Source organism: Micromonospora sp. WMMD1155 (genome assembly GCF_029581275.1).
Lineage (GTDB): Bacteria > Actinomycetota > Actinomycetes > Mycobacteriales > Micromonosporaceae > Micromonospora.
Map to the genome: position 1 here is coordinate 1,410,578 of NZ_CP120742.1, position 15,724 is coordinate 1,426,301.

The 15,724-nt window shown below is 72.7% G+C and carries 12 protein-coding genes; 3 read left to right on the forward strand and 9 right to left on the reverse strand.

What is annotated here, in order from left to right; all coding sequences use genetic code 11:
- Nucleotides 1-11: 11 nt before the first annotated feature.
- Nucleotides 12-2,369: a pyruvate dehydrogenase gene (locus tag O7617_RS06185; protein ID WP_282262103.1), complete on the reverse strand. Its 2,358-nt coding sequence runs from the start codon at nt 2,367-2,369 to the stop codon at nt 12-14.
- Nucleotides 2,370-2,495: 126 nt separating this feature from the next.
- Nucleotides 2,496-3,995 (reverse strand): Asp-tRNA(Asn)/Glu-tRNA(Gln) amidotransferase subunit GatB, encoded by a 1,500-nt coding sequence (gene gatB, locus O7617_RS06190; protein WP_282262104.1) that lies wholly within the window; start codon nt 3,993-3,995, stop codon nt 2,496-2,498.
- A gap of 212 nt (nt 3,996-4,207) precedes the next feature.
- Here gatB and O7617_RS06195 point away from each other — a divergent pair, with 212 nt between their 5' ends.
- Nucleotides 4,208-4,408 carry a hypothetical protein gene (locus tag O7617_RS06195; protein WP_282262106.1) on the forward strand — a complete coding sequence of 67 codons (201 nt, stop codon included), beginning with the start codon at nt 4,208-4,210 and terminating at the stop codon, nt 4,406-4,408.
- Between the two features lie 185 nt (nt 4,409-4,593).
- Complete coding sequence (locus tag O7617_RS06200) at nt 4,594-5,049, forward strand: hypothetical protein (RefSeq protein ID WP_282262107.1); 456 nt, start codon at nt 4,594-4,596, stop codon at nt 5,047-5,049.
- Between the two features lie 76 nt (nt 5,050-5,125).
- On the opposite strand, the gene gatA is transcribed toward O7617_RS06200, so the two are convergent.
- From gatA to ligA, 4 genes are all read right to left on the reverse strand, one after another.
- Nucleotides 5,126-6,601, reverse strand: coding sequence for an Asp-tRNA(Asn)/Glu-tRNA(Gln) amidotransferase subunit GatA (gatA, locus tag O7617_RS06205; protein WP_282262108.1), 1,476 nt, complete (start codon nt 6,599-6,601; stop codon nt 5,126-5,128).
- 76 nt (nt 6,602-6,677) lie between these two features.
- Nucleotides 6,678-6,983 (reverse strand): Asp-tRNA(Asn)/Glu-tRNA(Gln) amidotransferase subunit GatC, encoded by a 306-nt coding sequence (gene gatC / locus O7617_RS06210; RefSeq protein ID WP_088991147.1) that lies wholly within the window; start codon nt 6,981-6,983, stop codon nt 6,678-6,680.
- 138 nt (nt 6,984-7,121) lie between these two features.
- Nucleotides 7,122-9,848, reverse strand: a complete 2,727-nt coding sequence (locus O7617_RS06215; protein ID WP_282262109.1) for a bifunctional diguanylate cyclase/phosphodiesterase — start codon at nt 9,846-9,848, stop codon at nt 7,122-7,124.
- 155 nt (nt 9,849-10,003) lie between these two features.
- On the reverse strand, nt 10,004-12,139 hold the full coding sequence (gene ligA, locus O7617_RS06220) for an NAD-dependent DNA ligase LigA (protein ID WP_282262110.1): 2,136 nt from the start codon (nt 12,137-12,139) through the stop codon (nt 10,004-10,006).
- 368 nt (nt 12,140-12,507) lie between these two features.
- On the opposite strand from ligA, the gene O7617_RS06225 reads away from it, so the two are divergent.
- Nucleotides 12,508-13,050 (forward strand): type II toxin-antitoxin system PemK/MazF family toxin, encoded by a 543-nt coding sequence (locus O7617_RS06225; RefSeq protein ID WP_282262112.1) that lies wholly within the window; start codon nt 12,508-12,510, stop codon nt 13,048-13,050.
- Between the two features lie 196 nt (nt 13,051-13,246).
- Here the strand turns inward: O7617_RS06225 and O7617_RS06230 are convergent, their stop codons facing one another.
- The 3 genes from O7617_RS06230 to O7617_RS06240 are packed head-to-tail and all read right to left on the reverse strand — an operon-like array spanning nt 13,247 to nt 15,712.
- Nucleotides 13,247-14,260 carry an ADP-ribosylglycohydrolase family protein gene (locus O7617_RS06230; RefSeq protein WP_282262114.1) on the reverse strand — a complete coding sequence of 338 codons (1,014 nt, stop codon included), beginning with the start codon at nt 14,258-14,260 and terminating at the stop codon, nt 13,247-13,249.
- A 27-nt stretch (nt 14,261-14,287) separates the two neighbouring features.
- Nucleotides 14,288-14,653: a VOC family protein gene (locus O7617_RS06235; RefSeq protein WP_282262116.1), complete on the reverse strand. Its 366-nt coding sequence runs from the start codon at nt 14,651-14,653 to the stop codon at nt 14,288-14,290.
- Between the two features lie 54 nt (nt 14,654-14,707).
- Nucleotides 14,708-15,712: a methionine synthase gene (locus O7617_RS06240; RefSeq protein WP_282262118.1), complete on the reverse strand. Its 1,005-nt coding sequence runs from the start codon at nt 15,710-15,712 to the stop codon at nt 14,708-14,710.
- Nucleotides 15,713-15,724: the final 12 nt, after the last annotated feature.

Below are 15,724 nucleotides of genomic sequence, written 5' to 3' on the forward strand. Positions count from 1 at the left end.
GGGCGTGCCGGTCAGCGCAGGGCGATGGCGGCCAGCGCCGCGTTGACGATGCTGCCGGGCAGCAGGTCGTGCACCTCGTACAGCTCCGCGACGGTGCCGGACTGGCCGAACTCGTCCACCCCCAGCGGCACCGCCGGCGCACCCACGGCCGACCCGAGCCAGGCCATCGCGTGCGACGCCGCATCGTGCACGGTCACCACCGGCACCCGGTCGGCGAACGCGGACCGCAGCGCGCCCGGCACACTCGGCACCGTGGCCGTCCGCACACCCTGTCGGAGGGTGCGCTGCCACGCCCGGTATAGCCGGTCCAGCGACGTCACGTCCACCACGTGCGCGGCGACGCCCTCCTCGGCCAACTCCGCCGCGGCGGCCAGCACCTCGGGCAGCACTGCGCCGGAGGCGGCCAGTTGCACCACCGGCGCGTCGACCAGGTGCGGGTACGCCTGGTGCGCGTCGACCAACCGGTACGCCCCGGCGACCACCTGCCGACGCAGGACCGCGTCACCGAGCCGGGCCCGGGCCGCCTCGAACGGCGCCTGGTCCAGCGGGCGGGTGCTCAGCCGGAAGTAGTACGCCCCGTCCTCGGTCGGTGCCGCCGTCGCGGCCGGGCTGGAACCGCCGGCGATCTGGCCCAGCGCGTCGCAGAGCAACCAGTCGAGGCTGCCCGCGTACGCCGGTTCGAGGAAGGTCACCCCGGGCAACTCCAGGCCGACCGACGCGGTGATCGTGGACTGGTGGGCGCCGCCCTCGGGGGCCAGCGTGATGCCGGACGGGGTGCCCGCCACCACGAACCGGGAGCCGGAGTACGTGCCGTACAGGAACGCGTCGAGGCCACGCAACACGAACGGGTCGTAGACCGTTCCCACCGGCAGCAGCGGCTGCCCGGACAGGTCCCACGACAGGCCGAGCTGACCCAGCAGCAGGAACAGGTTCATCTCCGAGATACCCAGCTCGATGTGCTGCCCGGCGGGGCTCTCCGTCCAACGCAGCATCCGGTCCTCGGTCCAGGAACGCTGCTCGGTGGGGGCGAACACCCCGGTCTTGTTGATGAACCCGGCGAGGTTGGTGGAGGTGGCCACGTCCGGGGCGGTGGTGACCAGGTAACGACCCACCTCCCGGTCCCGGGCCAGGTCCACCAGCACCCGACCGAAGACCTCCTGCGTGGAGATCGGCTTGTTGGCGCGTACTCCCGTGCTCTCCGGGACGATGACCCCCAACGCGCGCTCGCGCGGCGCGCGGGACAGCGCCTCCCGGCGGGCGCCGGCCCGGATCCCGGCCGGTGACGCCGGGTCGAGGCGGTCCCACTCGGTGTCGGCGGTGAGTCCCTGCGCGGCCCGCAGCGTGTCCACCTGCTCGGTGCTGAGCAACGCGGAGTGGTTGCGGGGGTTGCCGGCGATGGGCAGACCCCAACCCTTCACGGTGTACGCGAAGACGACGCTGGGCCGGTCGGTGACCGCGTCGCACTGGGCGTACGCGTCGAGCATCGCCTGCAGGTCGTGCCCGCCCAGGTCGGTGACGAGCGGGCCGAGGTCCTCGTCGGAAACGTCGGCGATCAGCTCGGCGACCCCGGCCGGCGCCCCGTCCAGGAACTGCTTGCGCAGGGCGGGACCGGCCAACCCGAACAGCGACTGGTACTGCTCGTTGGGCATCGCGTCGATCCAGTCGCGCAGCGCCTCGCCACCCGGCCGGGCGTACGCCTCGGCGAGCTTACGGCCGTACTTGACCTCCACGACGTGCCAGCCGGCCGCCTCGAACTGACCGCGCCACTGGTTGATCCGGATGCCCGGGACCACCCGGTCCAGCGACTGACGGTTGAAGTCGACGAGCCACATGACGTTGCCCAGCCCGGTGGTGGCCGGGTCGGCGACCGCCTCCCAGATGTTGCCCTCGTCCAGCTCGGCGTCCCCGATGAGCGCCACGAACCGGGAGTGCGGGCGGGCACCGAAGTGCGCGTCGACGTACCGCCGGGTGGCGGCGGCGAAGAGCGGCGCCGCCGCCCCGAGCCCCACCGAGCCGGTCGAGAAGTCCACCTCGTCCGGGTCCTTGGTGCGCGACGGGTACGACTGGAGGCCGCCCCAGGCCCGCAGCCGGGGCAGGTAGGACCGGTCCAGGTTGCCGAGCAGGTACTGGATGGCGTGGAACACCGGGGACGCGTGCGGCTTCACGGCGACCCGGTCCTCGGCGTCGAGGTGCGCGAACCAGAGCGCGGTCATCGCCGTCACCAGGGAGGCGCTGGACGCCTGGTGGCCGCCGACCTTCACACCGTCACCGGTGGCCCGGTCGTGGTTGGCGGCGTCCACGATCCGGGTGGCGAGCCAGAGCACCCGCCGCTGGATCTCGTCGAGGACATCGAGGTCGTGCTGGGTCACGGTGGCTCCATTCGGGCGTCCGCGTTGACGCCCTCGACGAGGGGTGCGGGGTGGCCGCGTGGTCGACGGGGGGGTGACGGAAGGCCGCCGCCGGGTCACGGCGGCGGCCTGCTCCTGATCGGTCTATCAGCCCTGGACGCCGAGGCGCTCCAGGATCAGCGTGCGGACGGCGGCGGCGTCGGCCTGGCCCCGGGTGGTCTTCATGACGGCCCCGACCAGCGCGCCGGCCGCGGCGACCTTGCCACTGCGGATCTTGTCGGCGATGCCGGGGTTCGCGGCGATCGCCTCGTCCACGGCGGCGGTCAACGCACCGGTGTCCGAGACGACCTCCAGGCCCCGGTTGGTCATGATCTCGGTGGGCGAGCCCTCACCGTCGACCACGCCCTCCAGCACCGTACGGGCCATTTTGTCGTTGAGCTTGCCGGCGTCGACCAGCCCCTGCAGCTCGGCGACCTGGGCGGGGGTGGCACCGACCTCGGCCAGCTCCACGCTGCTCTCGTTGGCCCGGCGGGACAGCTCACCCAGCCACCACTTGCGGGCCGCCGCCGGGGTGGTGCCGGCCGCGACCGTGGCCTCGATCAGCTCGACCGCGCCCGCGTTCAACACCGACTGCATGTCCAGGTCGGAGAGGCCCCACTGCTCCTGAAGCCGACGCCGGTGAACCCGGGGCAGCTCAGGCAGGGCCGCCTTCAGCTCGGCGACCCACGCCGGGTCCGGAGCGATCGGCACCAGATCCGGCTCCGGGAAGTACCGGTAGTCGGTGGCCGTCTCCTTCGAGCGACCCGGGGTGGTGTCGCCGGTGTCCTCGTGGAAGTGCCGGGTCTCCTGGGTGATCCGGCCACCCGCGTCGAGCACCGACGCCTGCCGCAGCATCTCCGAGCGGACCGCCCGCTCCACCGAGCGCAGCGAGTTGACGTTCTTCGTCTCGGTGCGGGTGCCCCACTCCGCGCCCGGCAGGTTGAGCGAGGTGTTCACGTCGCAGCGCAACGAACCCTCCTCCATCCGCACGTCCGAGACGCCGAGGGTGCGGATCACGTCCCGCAGCTCGGCGACGTACGCCCGCGCCACCTCGGGGGCGAGCGCGCCGGTGCCGGTGATCGGCTTGGTGACGATCTCGACCAGCGGAATGCCGGCCCGGTTGTAGTCGACCAGCGACTCGGTCGCGCCGTGGATGCGGCCGGTGGCACCACCGACGTGCAGCGTCTTGCCGGTGTCCTCCTCCAGGTGCACCCGCTCGATCTCGATCCGCACCGTCTCGCCGCCCACCTCGACGTCCAGGTAACCGTCGACGCAGATCGGCTCGTCGTACTGGCTGATCTGGAAGTTCTTCGGCATGTCCGGGTAGAAGTAGTTCTTCCGGGCGAACCGGCACCACTCGGCGATCGAGCAGTTCAACGCCAGACCGATCCGGATGATCGCCTCGATCGCCGCCTTGTTGGCCACCGGCAACGACCCGGGCAGGCCCAGACACACCGGGCAGACCCGGGTGTTCGGCTCGCCACCGAAATCGGTCGGGCAGCCGCACCACATCTTGGTCTTCGTGCCCAGCTCGACGTGGGTCTCCAGGCCGATCACCGGTTCGTAGCGCGCGACGACCTCGTCGTACGCGGGCAGTGTCGTGGTCATGAGACGCTCCAGGCGCGATCCGGACAGAACCTGTCCAGCCTAATGGGGTTGCCCGATCAATCCTCGGCCGGGTTTCCCGACCCACCGGCAACCCCCGCGAGCCAGGTGTGTTCGCAGCGTCACTCGGGTACCTGTCGACCATGACGAATACGGGGAATGATCGATCCTTTGGACCGGACAGGCCGGGACGACGGTACAACACGAAGCAGGTCGTGCTGGTCGTGCTGGTCGCGTGGGTGATGGCGGCCGTGCTCACCCTCATCGGCTGGTCTGCCGCCGGTGGCGAGCGGCAGCCGGAGGACCTCCGGCTACTGGTGGTCCTGCTCATCATTCCGGGCCTGATCGGGCTGGCCACCGCGTGGGGGATGGGACGGTGGACGGCGTCACGCCGGCGAGACCGGACGGGATCGTGACCCCGTCGGCGGCTGAGCCGCCGGTTCAGACCGATCGGGTCATCGGTCCGACATCCGGCCCGCCGGCTCAGCACCCCGCTTCGGCCTCAACCCCACCCACCCGTGGACGTGGGCCGACCTCACTGCGGCAGTCGGTCGGCCGCCGCTCATGGCGGAGCGCGGCACTGGTCGCCGCGGGGCTGGTGGTGGGGCTCCCGACGCTGACGGTGGTGGTGTTCGTCCTGGACGGGCGAGAGACCTCGCCGCGCGGCGTACTCACGATCTTCACGCTCTCAATCTTCTTCGCGGCGGTCGGCGCGGCGGTGGCGCTGCTGGCCGGGCACCGGCTACCCGGCCCTCCGGCCGCCGGGACCCCCGATCCGGCGGTTCGCCAGGCCCTGCGCGCCGGGCACACCGACGACCCGCGCGTCGACGCCCTCGCCCGCCGGGAGGCAGAACGCCGCAGGGGTGGGCGCTGGGTGCTCTGGATTCTCGGCGCCGGCGTGCTGCTCGAGGCACTGCTGGTCGTCGGCGCATCCCACCTCTCGACCCGGGTGATCGCGGTGGCGCTCGGCGCCCTCTGGGCGACCCAGGGGTGGATGCGCTGGCGTGGTCTGCGGGAGGCCCGCCGCTACCTCGCCGGGCCGCCGAGCCAGCCCTGAACGACGCCCGACCCGTCCAGACGCGCGATCGGCGCCGAGGGACATGTCCCTCGGCGCCGATACGGTGACATCCGTTCTACAGCGTCGGAGGGGTGAACGTGCCGATGGCGGACTCCAACGCGGCGGCGACCCGGTACATCCGGTCGTCGGCCATCGTCGGGGCCATCACCTGCAGACCGACGGGCAACCCCTCGGAGAGCCCGCACGGCACCGAGATGCCCGGCCCGCCGTAGAGGTTGGTCGGGATCGTGTACAGGTCGGCCAGGTACATCTGGTACGGGTCGGCGGTCCGCGCACCGATCGGGAAGGCCACCGACGGGGTGGTCGGCGAGATCAGCGCGTCGACCTGCTCGAACGCGGCGTTGAAGTCCCGCGTGATGAGCGTCCGGACCTTCTGCGCCTGGCCGTAGTACGCGTCGTAGTAACCCGACGACAACGCGTACGTGCCGATCATGATGCGGCGCTTGACCTCCGGACCGAAGCCGGCCTCGCGGGTCAGCGACATGACCTCCTCCAGCGACCGGTTGCCGTCGTCGCCGACCCGCAGGCCGAACCGGACGCCGTCGAACCGGGCCAGGTTGGAGGAGCACTCGCTCGGGGCGATCAGGTAGTACGCCGGCAGCGCGTACGCGAACGTCGGGCAGGACACCTCGACGATCTCCGCGCCCATCTTCGCGAGCGCGTCCACGGACTCGCGGAACGCGGTCATCACGCCCGGCTCGGCGCCCTCGCCGACGAACTCGCTGACGATGCCGAGGCGTACGCCGGTCAGGTCGCCGGTCGCGCCGAGCTTCGCCGCCGCCACCACGTCCGGGATCGGCTGCGGGATCGAGGTGGAGTCGCGCGGGTCGTGGCCGCCGATGACCTGGTGCAGCAGAGCCGCGTCGAGCACGTTGCGGGCGCACGGTCCGGGAGTGTCCAGCGACGAGGAGAACGCGACCAGTCCGTAGCGGGAGGTGCCGCCGTAGGTGGGTTTCGCACCGACCGTGCCGGTGACCGCGCCGGGCTGGCGGATCGAGCCGCCGGTGTCCGAGCCGATCGCCAGCGGCGCCTCGTACGCGGCCAGGGCGGCGGAACTGCCACCACCCGAGCCGCCCGGGATCCGGGTCAGGTCCCACGGGTTGTGCGTCGGGCCGTACGCCGAATATTCGGTGGAGGAGCCCATGGCGAACTCGTCCATGTTGGTCTTGCCGAGCATCACCGTGCCGGCGTCGCGCAGGCGCTGCACGATCGTCGCGTCGTACGGCGGGCGCCAACCCTCCAGGATCTTCGAACCCACCGTGGTCGGGATGCCTCGGGTAGCGAGCACGTCCTTCACGGCCACCGGCACTCCCGCGAGCGGGCCCAACTCCTCACCGGCGGCCCGGCGCTCGTCCACCGCGCGAGCCGCGGCGAGCGCGCCGTCGGTGTCGACGTGCAGGAACGCGTGCACCCGGTCGTCGACGGCGGCGATCCGGTCCAGGTGGGCCTGGGTCACCTCGACGGCGGAGGTCTCGCCCCCGGCGACCAGGGACGCGATCTCCGTCGCGGTCATCTTGATCAAATCGCTCATGCCGTCACTCCGCTCCGCTCCGCGACGCCATGAGGCACCACGGCGCTGCACCGACGATTCGCTCGCTGCCGCTCGCTCATGAGGCCACGTCCTCGCTCAGGATCCGCGGTACGCGGAACCGCTGGTCCTCGGCATCGGGTGCGCCCGAGAGCGCCTCCTGCGGGGTCAGGCACGGCGTGACGACGTCCTCGCGGAAGACGTTGGTCAGCGGCACCGAGTGCGAGGTCGGCGGGATGTCCGCGGCGGCGACCTCGCCGACCTGGGCGACCGCCTGGAGGATCACGTCGAGCTGGCCGGCGAACGTGTCCAGCTCCTCCTCGGTGACGGCGAGCCGCGACAGGCGCGCCAGGTGCGCGACCTCCTCGCGGGAGATGGCGGCCATCCGTGCCCCCTTCTGATGTCCTGCTGGTCGGGCGGTGTGCCTGCCGCGCGGCGGGTGGAGCGTGACGCGCGGTGACCGGAGCGAGTCTATTGTTCCGCTCCGGTGCCGCGTTCCCGACTCCCCCTCCCGGCACCCGGGTCAGCGGGTGGGGTGGCGACCGGTGTTCGACTGCGGGGGCCCGCTCGGGCGAACCGGCCGGTACCGGGCCAACCACGTGACCAGTTCCTCGGCGGGCATGGGCCGGGCGTAGAACCAGCCCTGCGCGGCGTCGCAGCCCGCGGCGTGCAACATCCGCCAGGTCCGCTCGTCCTCGACGCCCTCGGCGACCACCCGCAGCCCCAGTGCGCCGGCCAGCTCGATCATCGACCGGACGATCGCCGCGTCGTCGGCGTCGTCGGCCATGCCGAGCACGAACGACCGGTCCACCTTCACCTCGGACAGCGGCAACCGGCGCAGGTGTTGCAGCGAGGAGTAGCCGGTGCCGAAGTCGTCCAACGAGATGGCCACGCCGATGCGGTGCAGATGGGAGATGGTGGCCAGCACCCGGCGCGGGTCGGCCATCAGGGCGCCTTCGGTGATCTCCACCTGGAGCCGCTCGGCCGGCACCTGGTGACGGGCCAACCGGTCGGCGATCTGGTCGGCGATCTCGCCGGTGTGCAGGTCGCGCACGCTCACGTTCAGCGCCGCGCGCACATCGATGCCGGCCGCCGACCACTTGGCGAGTTGTTCCACCACGTCGTCGACCACCCGACGGGTGAGGAGCCGCATCACCGCGCTCTGCTCCGCGACCCGGATGAGTTCCTCCGGGTCGACCATGCCCCGCCGGGGGTGCCGCCACCGCAGCAGGGCCTCGACCCCGACCACCTCGCCGGTCGCGATGGCGATCTGCGGCTGGTAGTACATGGTGATCTCCCCGGCGTCGTCCGCCGCGTCACCGTCCGGGTGCGCCCACCCGGTCGCTCCCACCTGGTGCCCCGATGTGCCGGACCCGGCCTCCCGCCTCGGCCAGGGGCCACCGTTGCCCCTCGCGGGCAGCGCGCCGCCGTTCGACGACCGGCGGCCGTTCGCCACCGCGGCGCGTCGTTCCCGGGCCGGACCCGAGCGGGTGCCGGCGACCGAGGCACGGGAACCGCGGCCCCGGATCGGGTCGGCCCCGGTGGCGATCCGTTTGATCAGCTCGTCGGCGTGCGCCAGTTCGGAGTCGTTGCGACGACGGCGCCCCCACCAGCGGAGACCGGCCGGCGACGCCGTGGCGACCGCCGACGCCGGCTCCGCGTGTGGTGCGGGCTCGGCCGGGGACCCGATGGGCAACGCCGCCCCGTCACCGCCGCGCACCTCGGCCTTCCCCGCCAGGGGTACGTCGACCCGCTCGACGCCGCTCGGCACGACCTCCCGGCCGTCCCCGTCAGCCTGCCCGGCCGCGCCCTCGTCGTGAACCGACCCCGCTCGACCGGGGTCGAACGACCCACTGGTGCGGGCGGCATCGGCCTCCGACGACCCGATGGTCTGGTCGGCCGGGTCCGCTGCCTGGTCGGCGTCGAACAGCCCGTCCGTGGACGGGCCGGATTCCAGGACCCGGCGTAGGTCGGCGAGGAGGCCGAGTCGCTCGGCCGAGTTGTGGTCGGACTCGGGGGCGTACACGGCCACCGTGTCGTTGCGGTGCTTGGCGTCGTACATCGCCACGTCGGCGTGGCGCATCAGGGTGGCGAAGTCCTCGCCGTGTTCGGGGAAGAGCGCGATCCCGATCGAACCGCCGACGTCCAACGGCAGCCCGTCCAGTGGCACCGGTTCGGCCAACGCCTGGACCACCCGGTCGGCCAACTCGCGCGCCTGAGCGACGTCGGTCAGGCCGGTCATCACGATGGCGAACTCGTCGCCGCCGAGCCGGGCGATCATCTGTGGCCGGGGCTGCACGTCGGTGAGCCGGGCACTGACCTCGACCAGGAGCCGGTCGCCCACGGCGTGACCGAGAGCGTCGTTGACGTTCTTGAAACGGTCCAGGTCGATCAGGAGCAGGGCCAGTCGCCCGTCGGGTTCGCCACGGGCCGTCCGCTCGGCGTGCAGGTGCACCTGCTCGGCCACCTCGGCCAGCAACGCCTTGCGGTTGGGCAGCCCGGTCAGCGGGTCGGCGGCGGCGAGGTGCTGCTGCTCCACGGTCAGTCGGGCCATCCGGTAGACCGCGAAGAGCGGCACCAGCACCAGCGGGATCAACGCCGCGCTGACCCGCGCGGCGGCGACCAGCACCGGGGCGAGCAGCAACAGCGAGCCGGTGGACAGCAGCTCGAAGCCGAGGCCCCGGCGGAGGGTCGGCCACCACCGGTCGCCGAAACGCAGTCGCACCGCCCAGCTGACCAGCCCGTAGTTGACGACGAACCACGCCAGCGTGGCACCGCCGACAGCGGCCACGTCGGTCCAGTGCAGACGCCCGCCGGAGAAGATGATGCCCGAGCCGAGCTGGATCACCCCGTACGCGGCGGCGAGAGCGCACGCGTACTGGCCGACGTTGAACGCCGTCCGCCAGGCCGCGTGCCGCATCCGCCAGCCCGAGACGATCACCCCGACCGCCTGCACCGCCACCGCGGGCGCGAGGCCCCAGCCGAGCAGGATCGCGAACGTGAAGCAGGTGGACGGGAAGACCGCGGAGGTCTGCCGACGCCCCGGTGGGACGAACGGTCGGGCGTCGCAGACCACCGCGAGCACCGCCATCGTCCAGAACGCCACCGGCAGGCCGGGCACGTCGGCGGGGAGCTTCGCCAGGGGGACGGCGGCGGTCAGCGCGGCCACCACCAGGATGCCGACGACGAAGGTGGCGAACGGCGTCGCGCGTCCCGGCGGGAGCGAGTTGCGTGGATCGGCGACCTCCACCACACCTCCCGACGACCGTCGGCGTGCCGGTGCGGTACGCCGTGACCCAATGAAACGCCCTCAGCCCCCGGTTTCCCGGTATGACAGTCACGAATCGGTCGTAGTCGTAATTAAGTTGGTATACGCCGCCGGCCGTCGCCGCAACCGCGGTCGGGTCACCCGCCGAGCTGGGCGACCTCGCGGGCGGCGTCCGGACCCGCGTCCAGCAGCAGCCGGAACCCGTCCTCGTCCAGCACCGGCACCTTGAGGCTGGCCGCCTTGTCGGCCTTGGAGCCGGGGTTGTCTCCGACGACGACGAAGCTCGTCTTCTTGGAGACCGACCCGCTGAGCTTTCCGCCCCGGCTCTGCACGGCTTCGGCCGCCTGGTCGCGGGAGAAGCCGGCGAGGGTGCCGGTCACCACCACGGTCAGCCCTTCCAGCGGGCGCGGGCCCTCGTCGACCGCCTCCTCGGCCATCCGTACGCCCGACTCGGCCCACTTGCGGACGACCTCCCGGTGCCAGTCCACCGCGAACCACTCGCGGATGCTGGCGGCGATGGTCGGGCCGACCCCGTCGACGGAGGACAGCTCCTCCTCGCTGGCCGCGTCGATGGCCTCCATCGAGCGGAAGTGCCGGGCGAGCGCCTGGGCGGCGGTGGGGCCGACGTGGCGGATGGAGAGCGCCACCAACACCCGCCACAGGTCACGCTCCCGGGCGACGGCGAGATTATCCAACAACTTGACCGCGTTGCTGCCCAGCGTGCCGTCCTTGTTGACGAAGAACGGGGACCGGGACAACTGCTCGGCGTCGAGCTGGAAGAGGTCGCCCTCGTCCGCGATGACCTCGGCGTCCAGCAGGGCCGCCGCGCCCTTGTAGCCGAGAACCTCGATGTCGAACGCGCCGCGACCGGCGAGGTGGAACACCCGCTCCCGCAGCTGGGCCGGGCAGCTGCGGGTGTTGGGGCAGCGGATGTCGATGTCGCCCTCCTTCGCCGGCGCGAGCGGAGTGCCGCACGCCGGGCAGGTGGTCGGCATGACGAACGGCCGGGCGTCGACGGGCCGCAGGTCGATGACCGGGCCGAGCACCTCGGGGATCACGTCGCCGGCCTTGCGCAGCACCACCGTGTCGCCGATGAACACGCCCTTGCGTTCGACCTCGCGGGCGTTGTGCAGGGTGGCCAGCGCGACGGTCGAGCCGGCCACCCGCACCGGCTCGAGCACGGCGAACGGGGTGACCCGCCCGGTGCGCCCCACGTTGACGTCGATGTCGAGCAGCTTGGTGGTGACCTCCTCCGGCGGGTACTTGAAGGCGATCGCCCATCGCGGCGCGCGACTGGTCGAGCCGAGCCGGCCCTGGATGGACACCGGGTCGACCTTGACCACCACCCCGTCGATCTCGTGCTCGACGTCGTGCCGGTGCTCGGCGTAGTAGGCGATGTATTCCGCCACCCCGGCCAGATCCGGGACGACCCGCCACCGGTCGCTGGTCGGCAGCCCCCACGCCTTCAGCGCCGCGTACGACTCGGACTGGGCGGTGGGCTGGAACCCCCGGCGGGCGCCGATGCCGTGCACCACCAGGCGCAGCGGCCGGGAGGCGGTGATCCGCGGGTCCTTCTGCCGCAGGCTGCCCGCAGCGGCGTTGCGAGGGTTGGCGAACGGTGCCTTGCCCTGCTCCACCAGGCCCGCGTTGAGGTCGGCGAACGCGGCCACCGGAAAGTAGATCTCGCCCCGAACCTCGATCAGATCGGGCACGTCCGGGAAGTCGGCCGACGCGGTGAGCCGGCCGGGCACGTCGCGGATGCTGCGGACGTTGGCGGTCACGTCCTCACCGGTGCGACCGTCGCCCCGGGTGGCCGCACGGACCAGCCGGCCCTTCTCGTAGGTCAGGTTGATCGCCAGCCCGTCGACCTTCAGCTCGCACAGGTAGGGCACCGCGCCACCGGCGTCCCGCTCGACCCGCTCGGCCCACGCCGCCAACTCCTCGTCGGCGAACGCGTTGTCGAGCGACAGCATCCGCTCGGCGTGGGTGACCGGGGTGAAGTCGGTGGAGAACGTGCCACCCACCCGTTGGGTCGGCGAGTCGGGCGTGCGCAGCGCCGGAAACTCCGTCTCCAGCGCCTCCAGCTCGCGCAACTGCCTGTCGAAGTCGGCGTCGGTGATGGTCGGCGAATCCAGCACGTAGTAGCGGTACTGGTGCTCGGTCAGCTCCTGGCTGAGCGTGGCGTGCCGCTCCCGGGCCTGGGGCGTCGGCTCCGCACCAGCCGCCGCCTCCTGAGCCGGGCTGACCTGCTGACCGATCTGCTCCTCGGACACACCGCCACCTTCGGACACGCCTGCGACCTCCCTGATCACGCTACTCCGGCACGGTATCGGGCCGGTGGGACAATCTGCCGTCCGCCCGCGCCGGAAGCGACGCCGCCCTCACCCGCTCCCTTGATCGACCCCACCTCGGCGACGCGCTGCCGTCCTCTCGGCTTCCATGATCGACCCCACATCGGCGACGTGGTCCCATCCCGCCACCCCGACACCGCCACATCGCCGACCTGGCGCCACCCCGCCACCCCAATGCGGCGACGTGGGGTGGCGACGCTGCGGCGTTGTCGGCGGGCGGTCCGGGCGATGACGTGCGAGGATCGCCGGACGGTGCGACCTCCCGGGGTCGCCGGGAGGCGGAGGTACGGATGCCCGAGGCGCTGCTCTGGGCCGCGGCGATCCTGCTGGCGGTGGCCGCTGGTTGGGCGTGGAACAGTTGGCGGCACCGGGTGTCGACCCGCCCTCCGGGCACCCGCCCGGATCGCGCCGCCCCGGCCCGTCCCGGCGGTCGACGTCCGGCTCCGCCTCGACCGCGCGGCACCGACCGGCCCGCGGCCAAGCCCCGCCCACGCGACTCCGACCGGCACGACGTCCCGGCACCCGGCGAGATCTGGTGGGCCGACGTGCCGTACGCCGACGGCACCGGATCGAAGGTGCGCCCGTGCCTGGTGCTACGCGCGGATTCCCGGGGCGCCGACGTTCTGAAGATCACCAGCCAGGACAAGAGCGACCGGGACGACCACGTGCGGATCCCCACCCGGGACTGGGACCCCGGCGCGGAGCACGACAGCTACCTCAGCCTGACCGAGCCGATCCGACTCGACTTCGCCGCATTCGCCGACCACGCCGGGCGCTGCGACGCCGACCTGTGGCGCACGATACGCGGCCTGCGTCACCTGCCCACCGCCTGACCATCTCGGTCACCCCGGAAGGGTGCCCAGGGCCGTGATCCACTCGGTTTCTTGAAAAGCGCGGCATCAGCGGCCTTGCAACACCCCGACTTCCAGAAAACCGAGTCGATCACGGCCGCCAGCCGAGCGGGACGGCACGCGGCCCCGCCGAGCGGGACGGCACGCGGCCCCGCCGAGCGGGACGGCACGCGGCCGGTCAGTCCCAGACGGCGCCGAGGGTGGCGAGCTGGTCCGCGTGCTCGATGCGGTCGGCCCATTCGGTCGGCCAGGCGGCCATCCCGAGCGCCGCGCCCACGAACGCGCCGGCCAGGGCGGCGATCGAGTCGGAGTCGCCGGCGGTGGTCGCGCCCCGGGCCAGGGCGGTGACCGGGTCGTCGACGTGCCGTACGGCGCAGAGCAGCGCGGTGGCCAGCGCCTCCTCGGCGACCCAACCCTCTCCGGTGGCCCGGCACGGGTCACCGCCGTCGTCCGGCCGCCCGAGCGCGTTCACCAGTCGGCCCAGCGCCACCAGGCACTCGTCCCAGCCCTGGGCGATGAACTCCTCCGGAGACCGCGAACCGGGGCGCTGCCACAGGTCACCCAGCCAGTGCTCTCGGTAAACCAGGCGCTGGGACCGCGCCCGCTCGATGAGAAGCGCGGGCACCTCGGGCAGTGTGGCTCCCGCGCGTAGCGCGAAGACCGCGTACGCGGTCAGCTCGCTGGCGGCCAGCCCGGTCGGGTGACCGTGGGTCAGCCCGGCCTGTAGCTGGGCCAGCCCGGCGAGGGTGTCCAGGTCGGTGTCGAGCAGGCCGACCGGGGTGACCCGCATGTTGGCCCCGCAGCCCTTCGACCCGGCCACTGTCGCTTCCTGCCAGCGCACCCCACGGCTCAGCTCGGCGCAGGCGCGCAGGCAGGTCATGCCCGGGGCGCGGTTGTTGTCCGGGCTGACCGACCAGGCCACGAAGCGTTGCCGCAGCAGCGGCTCCACCGCTTCCGGGGTCAACGAGGGCGCCTCGTGGAGTGCCCAGCCCACGGCGAGCGCCATCTGGGTGTCGTCGGTGACCAGGGCCGGCTCGCCGGACAGCTCGCGGGGCCCGGCCGGACCGTACCGGCGTTCGATCTCGGCGACGGTCAGGAACTCGGTCGGCTTGCCCAGCGCGTCACCGTAGGCGAGGCCGTAGAGCGAACCGGAGGCGCGCAGCGCTGAGTTGTGGATCACGGCGGCCATCATGCCCGGCCGCCGCAACCCACGCCGGGGTCACTCCCAGCAGAGACAGAACGGGTGGCCGGCCGGATCGGCGTAGACCCGGAAACCCTCGCCCTCACCGGGCAGCCGTCGGGCACCGAGTGCGAGCGCCGCCTTCTCCGCGCTCTCGATGTCGTCCACCGTCACATCCAGGTGGAACTGTTGCGGGCGCTCCGGGTCCGGCCAGGCCGGTGACCGCAGGTTGAGCGCCTGCTGGAAGGCGAGACGTGGCTGGTGACCGGGCGGGCCGCCCAACACCACCCAGTCGTCGTCGGAGTCACCCTCGGCGAAGGGGATGCCGAGCAGCTCGGCGTAGAACGCCGCCAGCGCCCGCGGATCCGGGCAGTCGATCACCACTGAACGCAGCTGTCCAATCATGACCGTCATGCTGCCCACCGGGTACGACAGGAAACCCGGGTACGACAGGAAACCTCACACCTCGGCGAGCCGTCGGCCGGCGTCCCGGCAGGCGGTGAGCACCGCCCGGGCGTACTCCGGGGTGGCACCGGCGAGACCGCAGGCGGGAGTGACCACCACCTGCTGGGCGAGTTGTCGGCGGGGAAAGCCGAGGCGGTCCCAGAGCTGGCGTACCCGATCGGCGATCTGCGCGGAGGTCGGAGCGCGACCGGCCGACGGCGGCCGGGTCGGCGCGGCCCCGGCCAGCAACCCGAGACCGGCGTCGATCGCCTCGCCCAGCGGGTCCAGGTCGGTGACGAGGTCCAGGTCGAGGGCGACCGCGACGGCACCGGTGCAGCGGATCAGCTCCAGCGGCACGTCCGGGGCGCAGCAGTGCACGAGCGTCGGCACGCCGACCGTCTCGACGAGGGTGCGTAACAGCGCGGCGGCGTCCGCCGACTCGACCGCACGGTACGCGCCGAACCCGCTCTCGGTCGGCACCCGCCCGGCCAGCACGGCCGGCAGCGACGGTTCGTCCACCTGGAGCAGCACCGACGCCCGGGGAAGCCGCCGGGCCACCGCCGCGACGTGGGCGCGCAGCCCTTCGGCGAGGGAGCCGGCCAGGTCGCGGACCGCGCCGGCGTCACGCAACAGGCGACCACCGATCGGCAGCTCCAGGGAGGCGGCGAGCGTGAGAGGGCCGGCGGCCTGCACCTTGATCGGTCCGGCGTACTCCTCGGCCTGCTCGGCGAGCTGGTCCAGGTCGCGTTCCATCAGGTCGAGGGCTCGGCGCAGGTCCCGGCCCGGGCGCGGGGCGACCCGCCAACGGCCGGCGTAGACCTCGACCGGCAGGTCGACGAGCAGCCCGGCGGAGCGGCCGATCAGGTCCGCGCCGGGACCACGGGCCGGTAGCTCGGGCAGGTGGGGCAGGTCGGGAAGCTCACCGAGGACCACCCGCTGGGCCTCGCCGATGTCGGTGCCGGGCAACGAGCCGATCCCGGTCGCCGAACCCGCCGCCCAGGGCCACGCCTGATCTGTCACGGCCGAAAGGCT

Coding starts and splice junctions, on each gene's coding strand:
- gatC (WP_088991147.1), bottom strand. CDS start 6,983: ATGGCCGCCATCTCCCGCGAGGAGGTCGCGCACCTGGCGCGCCTGTCG.
- O7617_RS06235 (WP_282262116.1), bottom strand. CDS start 14,653: ATGATTGGACAGCTGCGTTCAGTGGTGATCGACTGCCCGGATCCGCGG.
- gatB (WP_282262104.1), bottom strand. CDS start 3,995: ATGACCACGACACTGCCCGCGTACGACGAGGTCGTCGCGCGCTACGAA.
- O7617_RS06225 (WP_282262112.1), top strand. CDS start 12,508: ATGCCCGAGGCGCTGCTCTGGGCCGCGGCGATCCTGCTGGCGGTGGCC.
- gatA (WP_282262108.1), bottom strand. CDS start 6,601: ATGAGCGATTTGATCAAGATGACCGCGACGGAGATCGCGTCCCTGGTC.
- O7617_RS06230 (WP_282262114.1), bottom strand. CDS start 14,260: ATGATGGCCGCCGTGATCCACAACTCAGCGCTGCGCGCCTCCGGTTCG.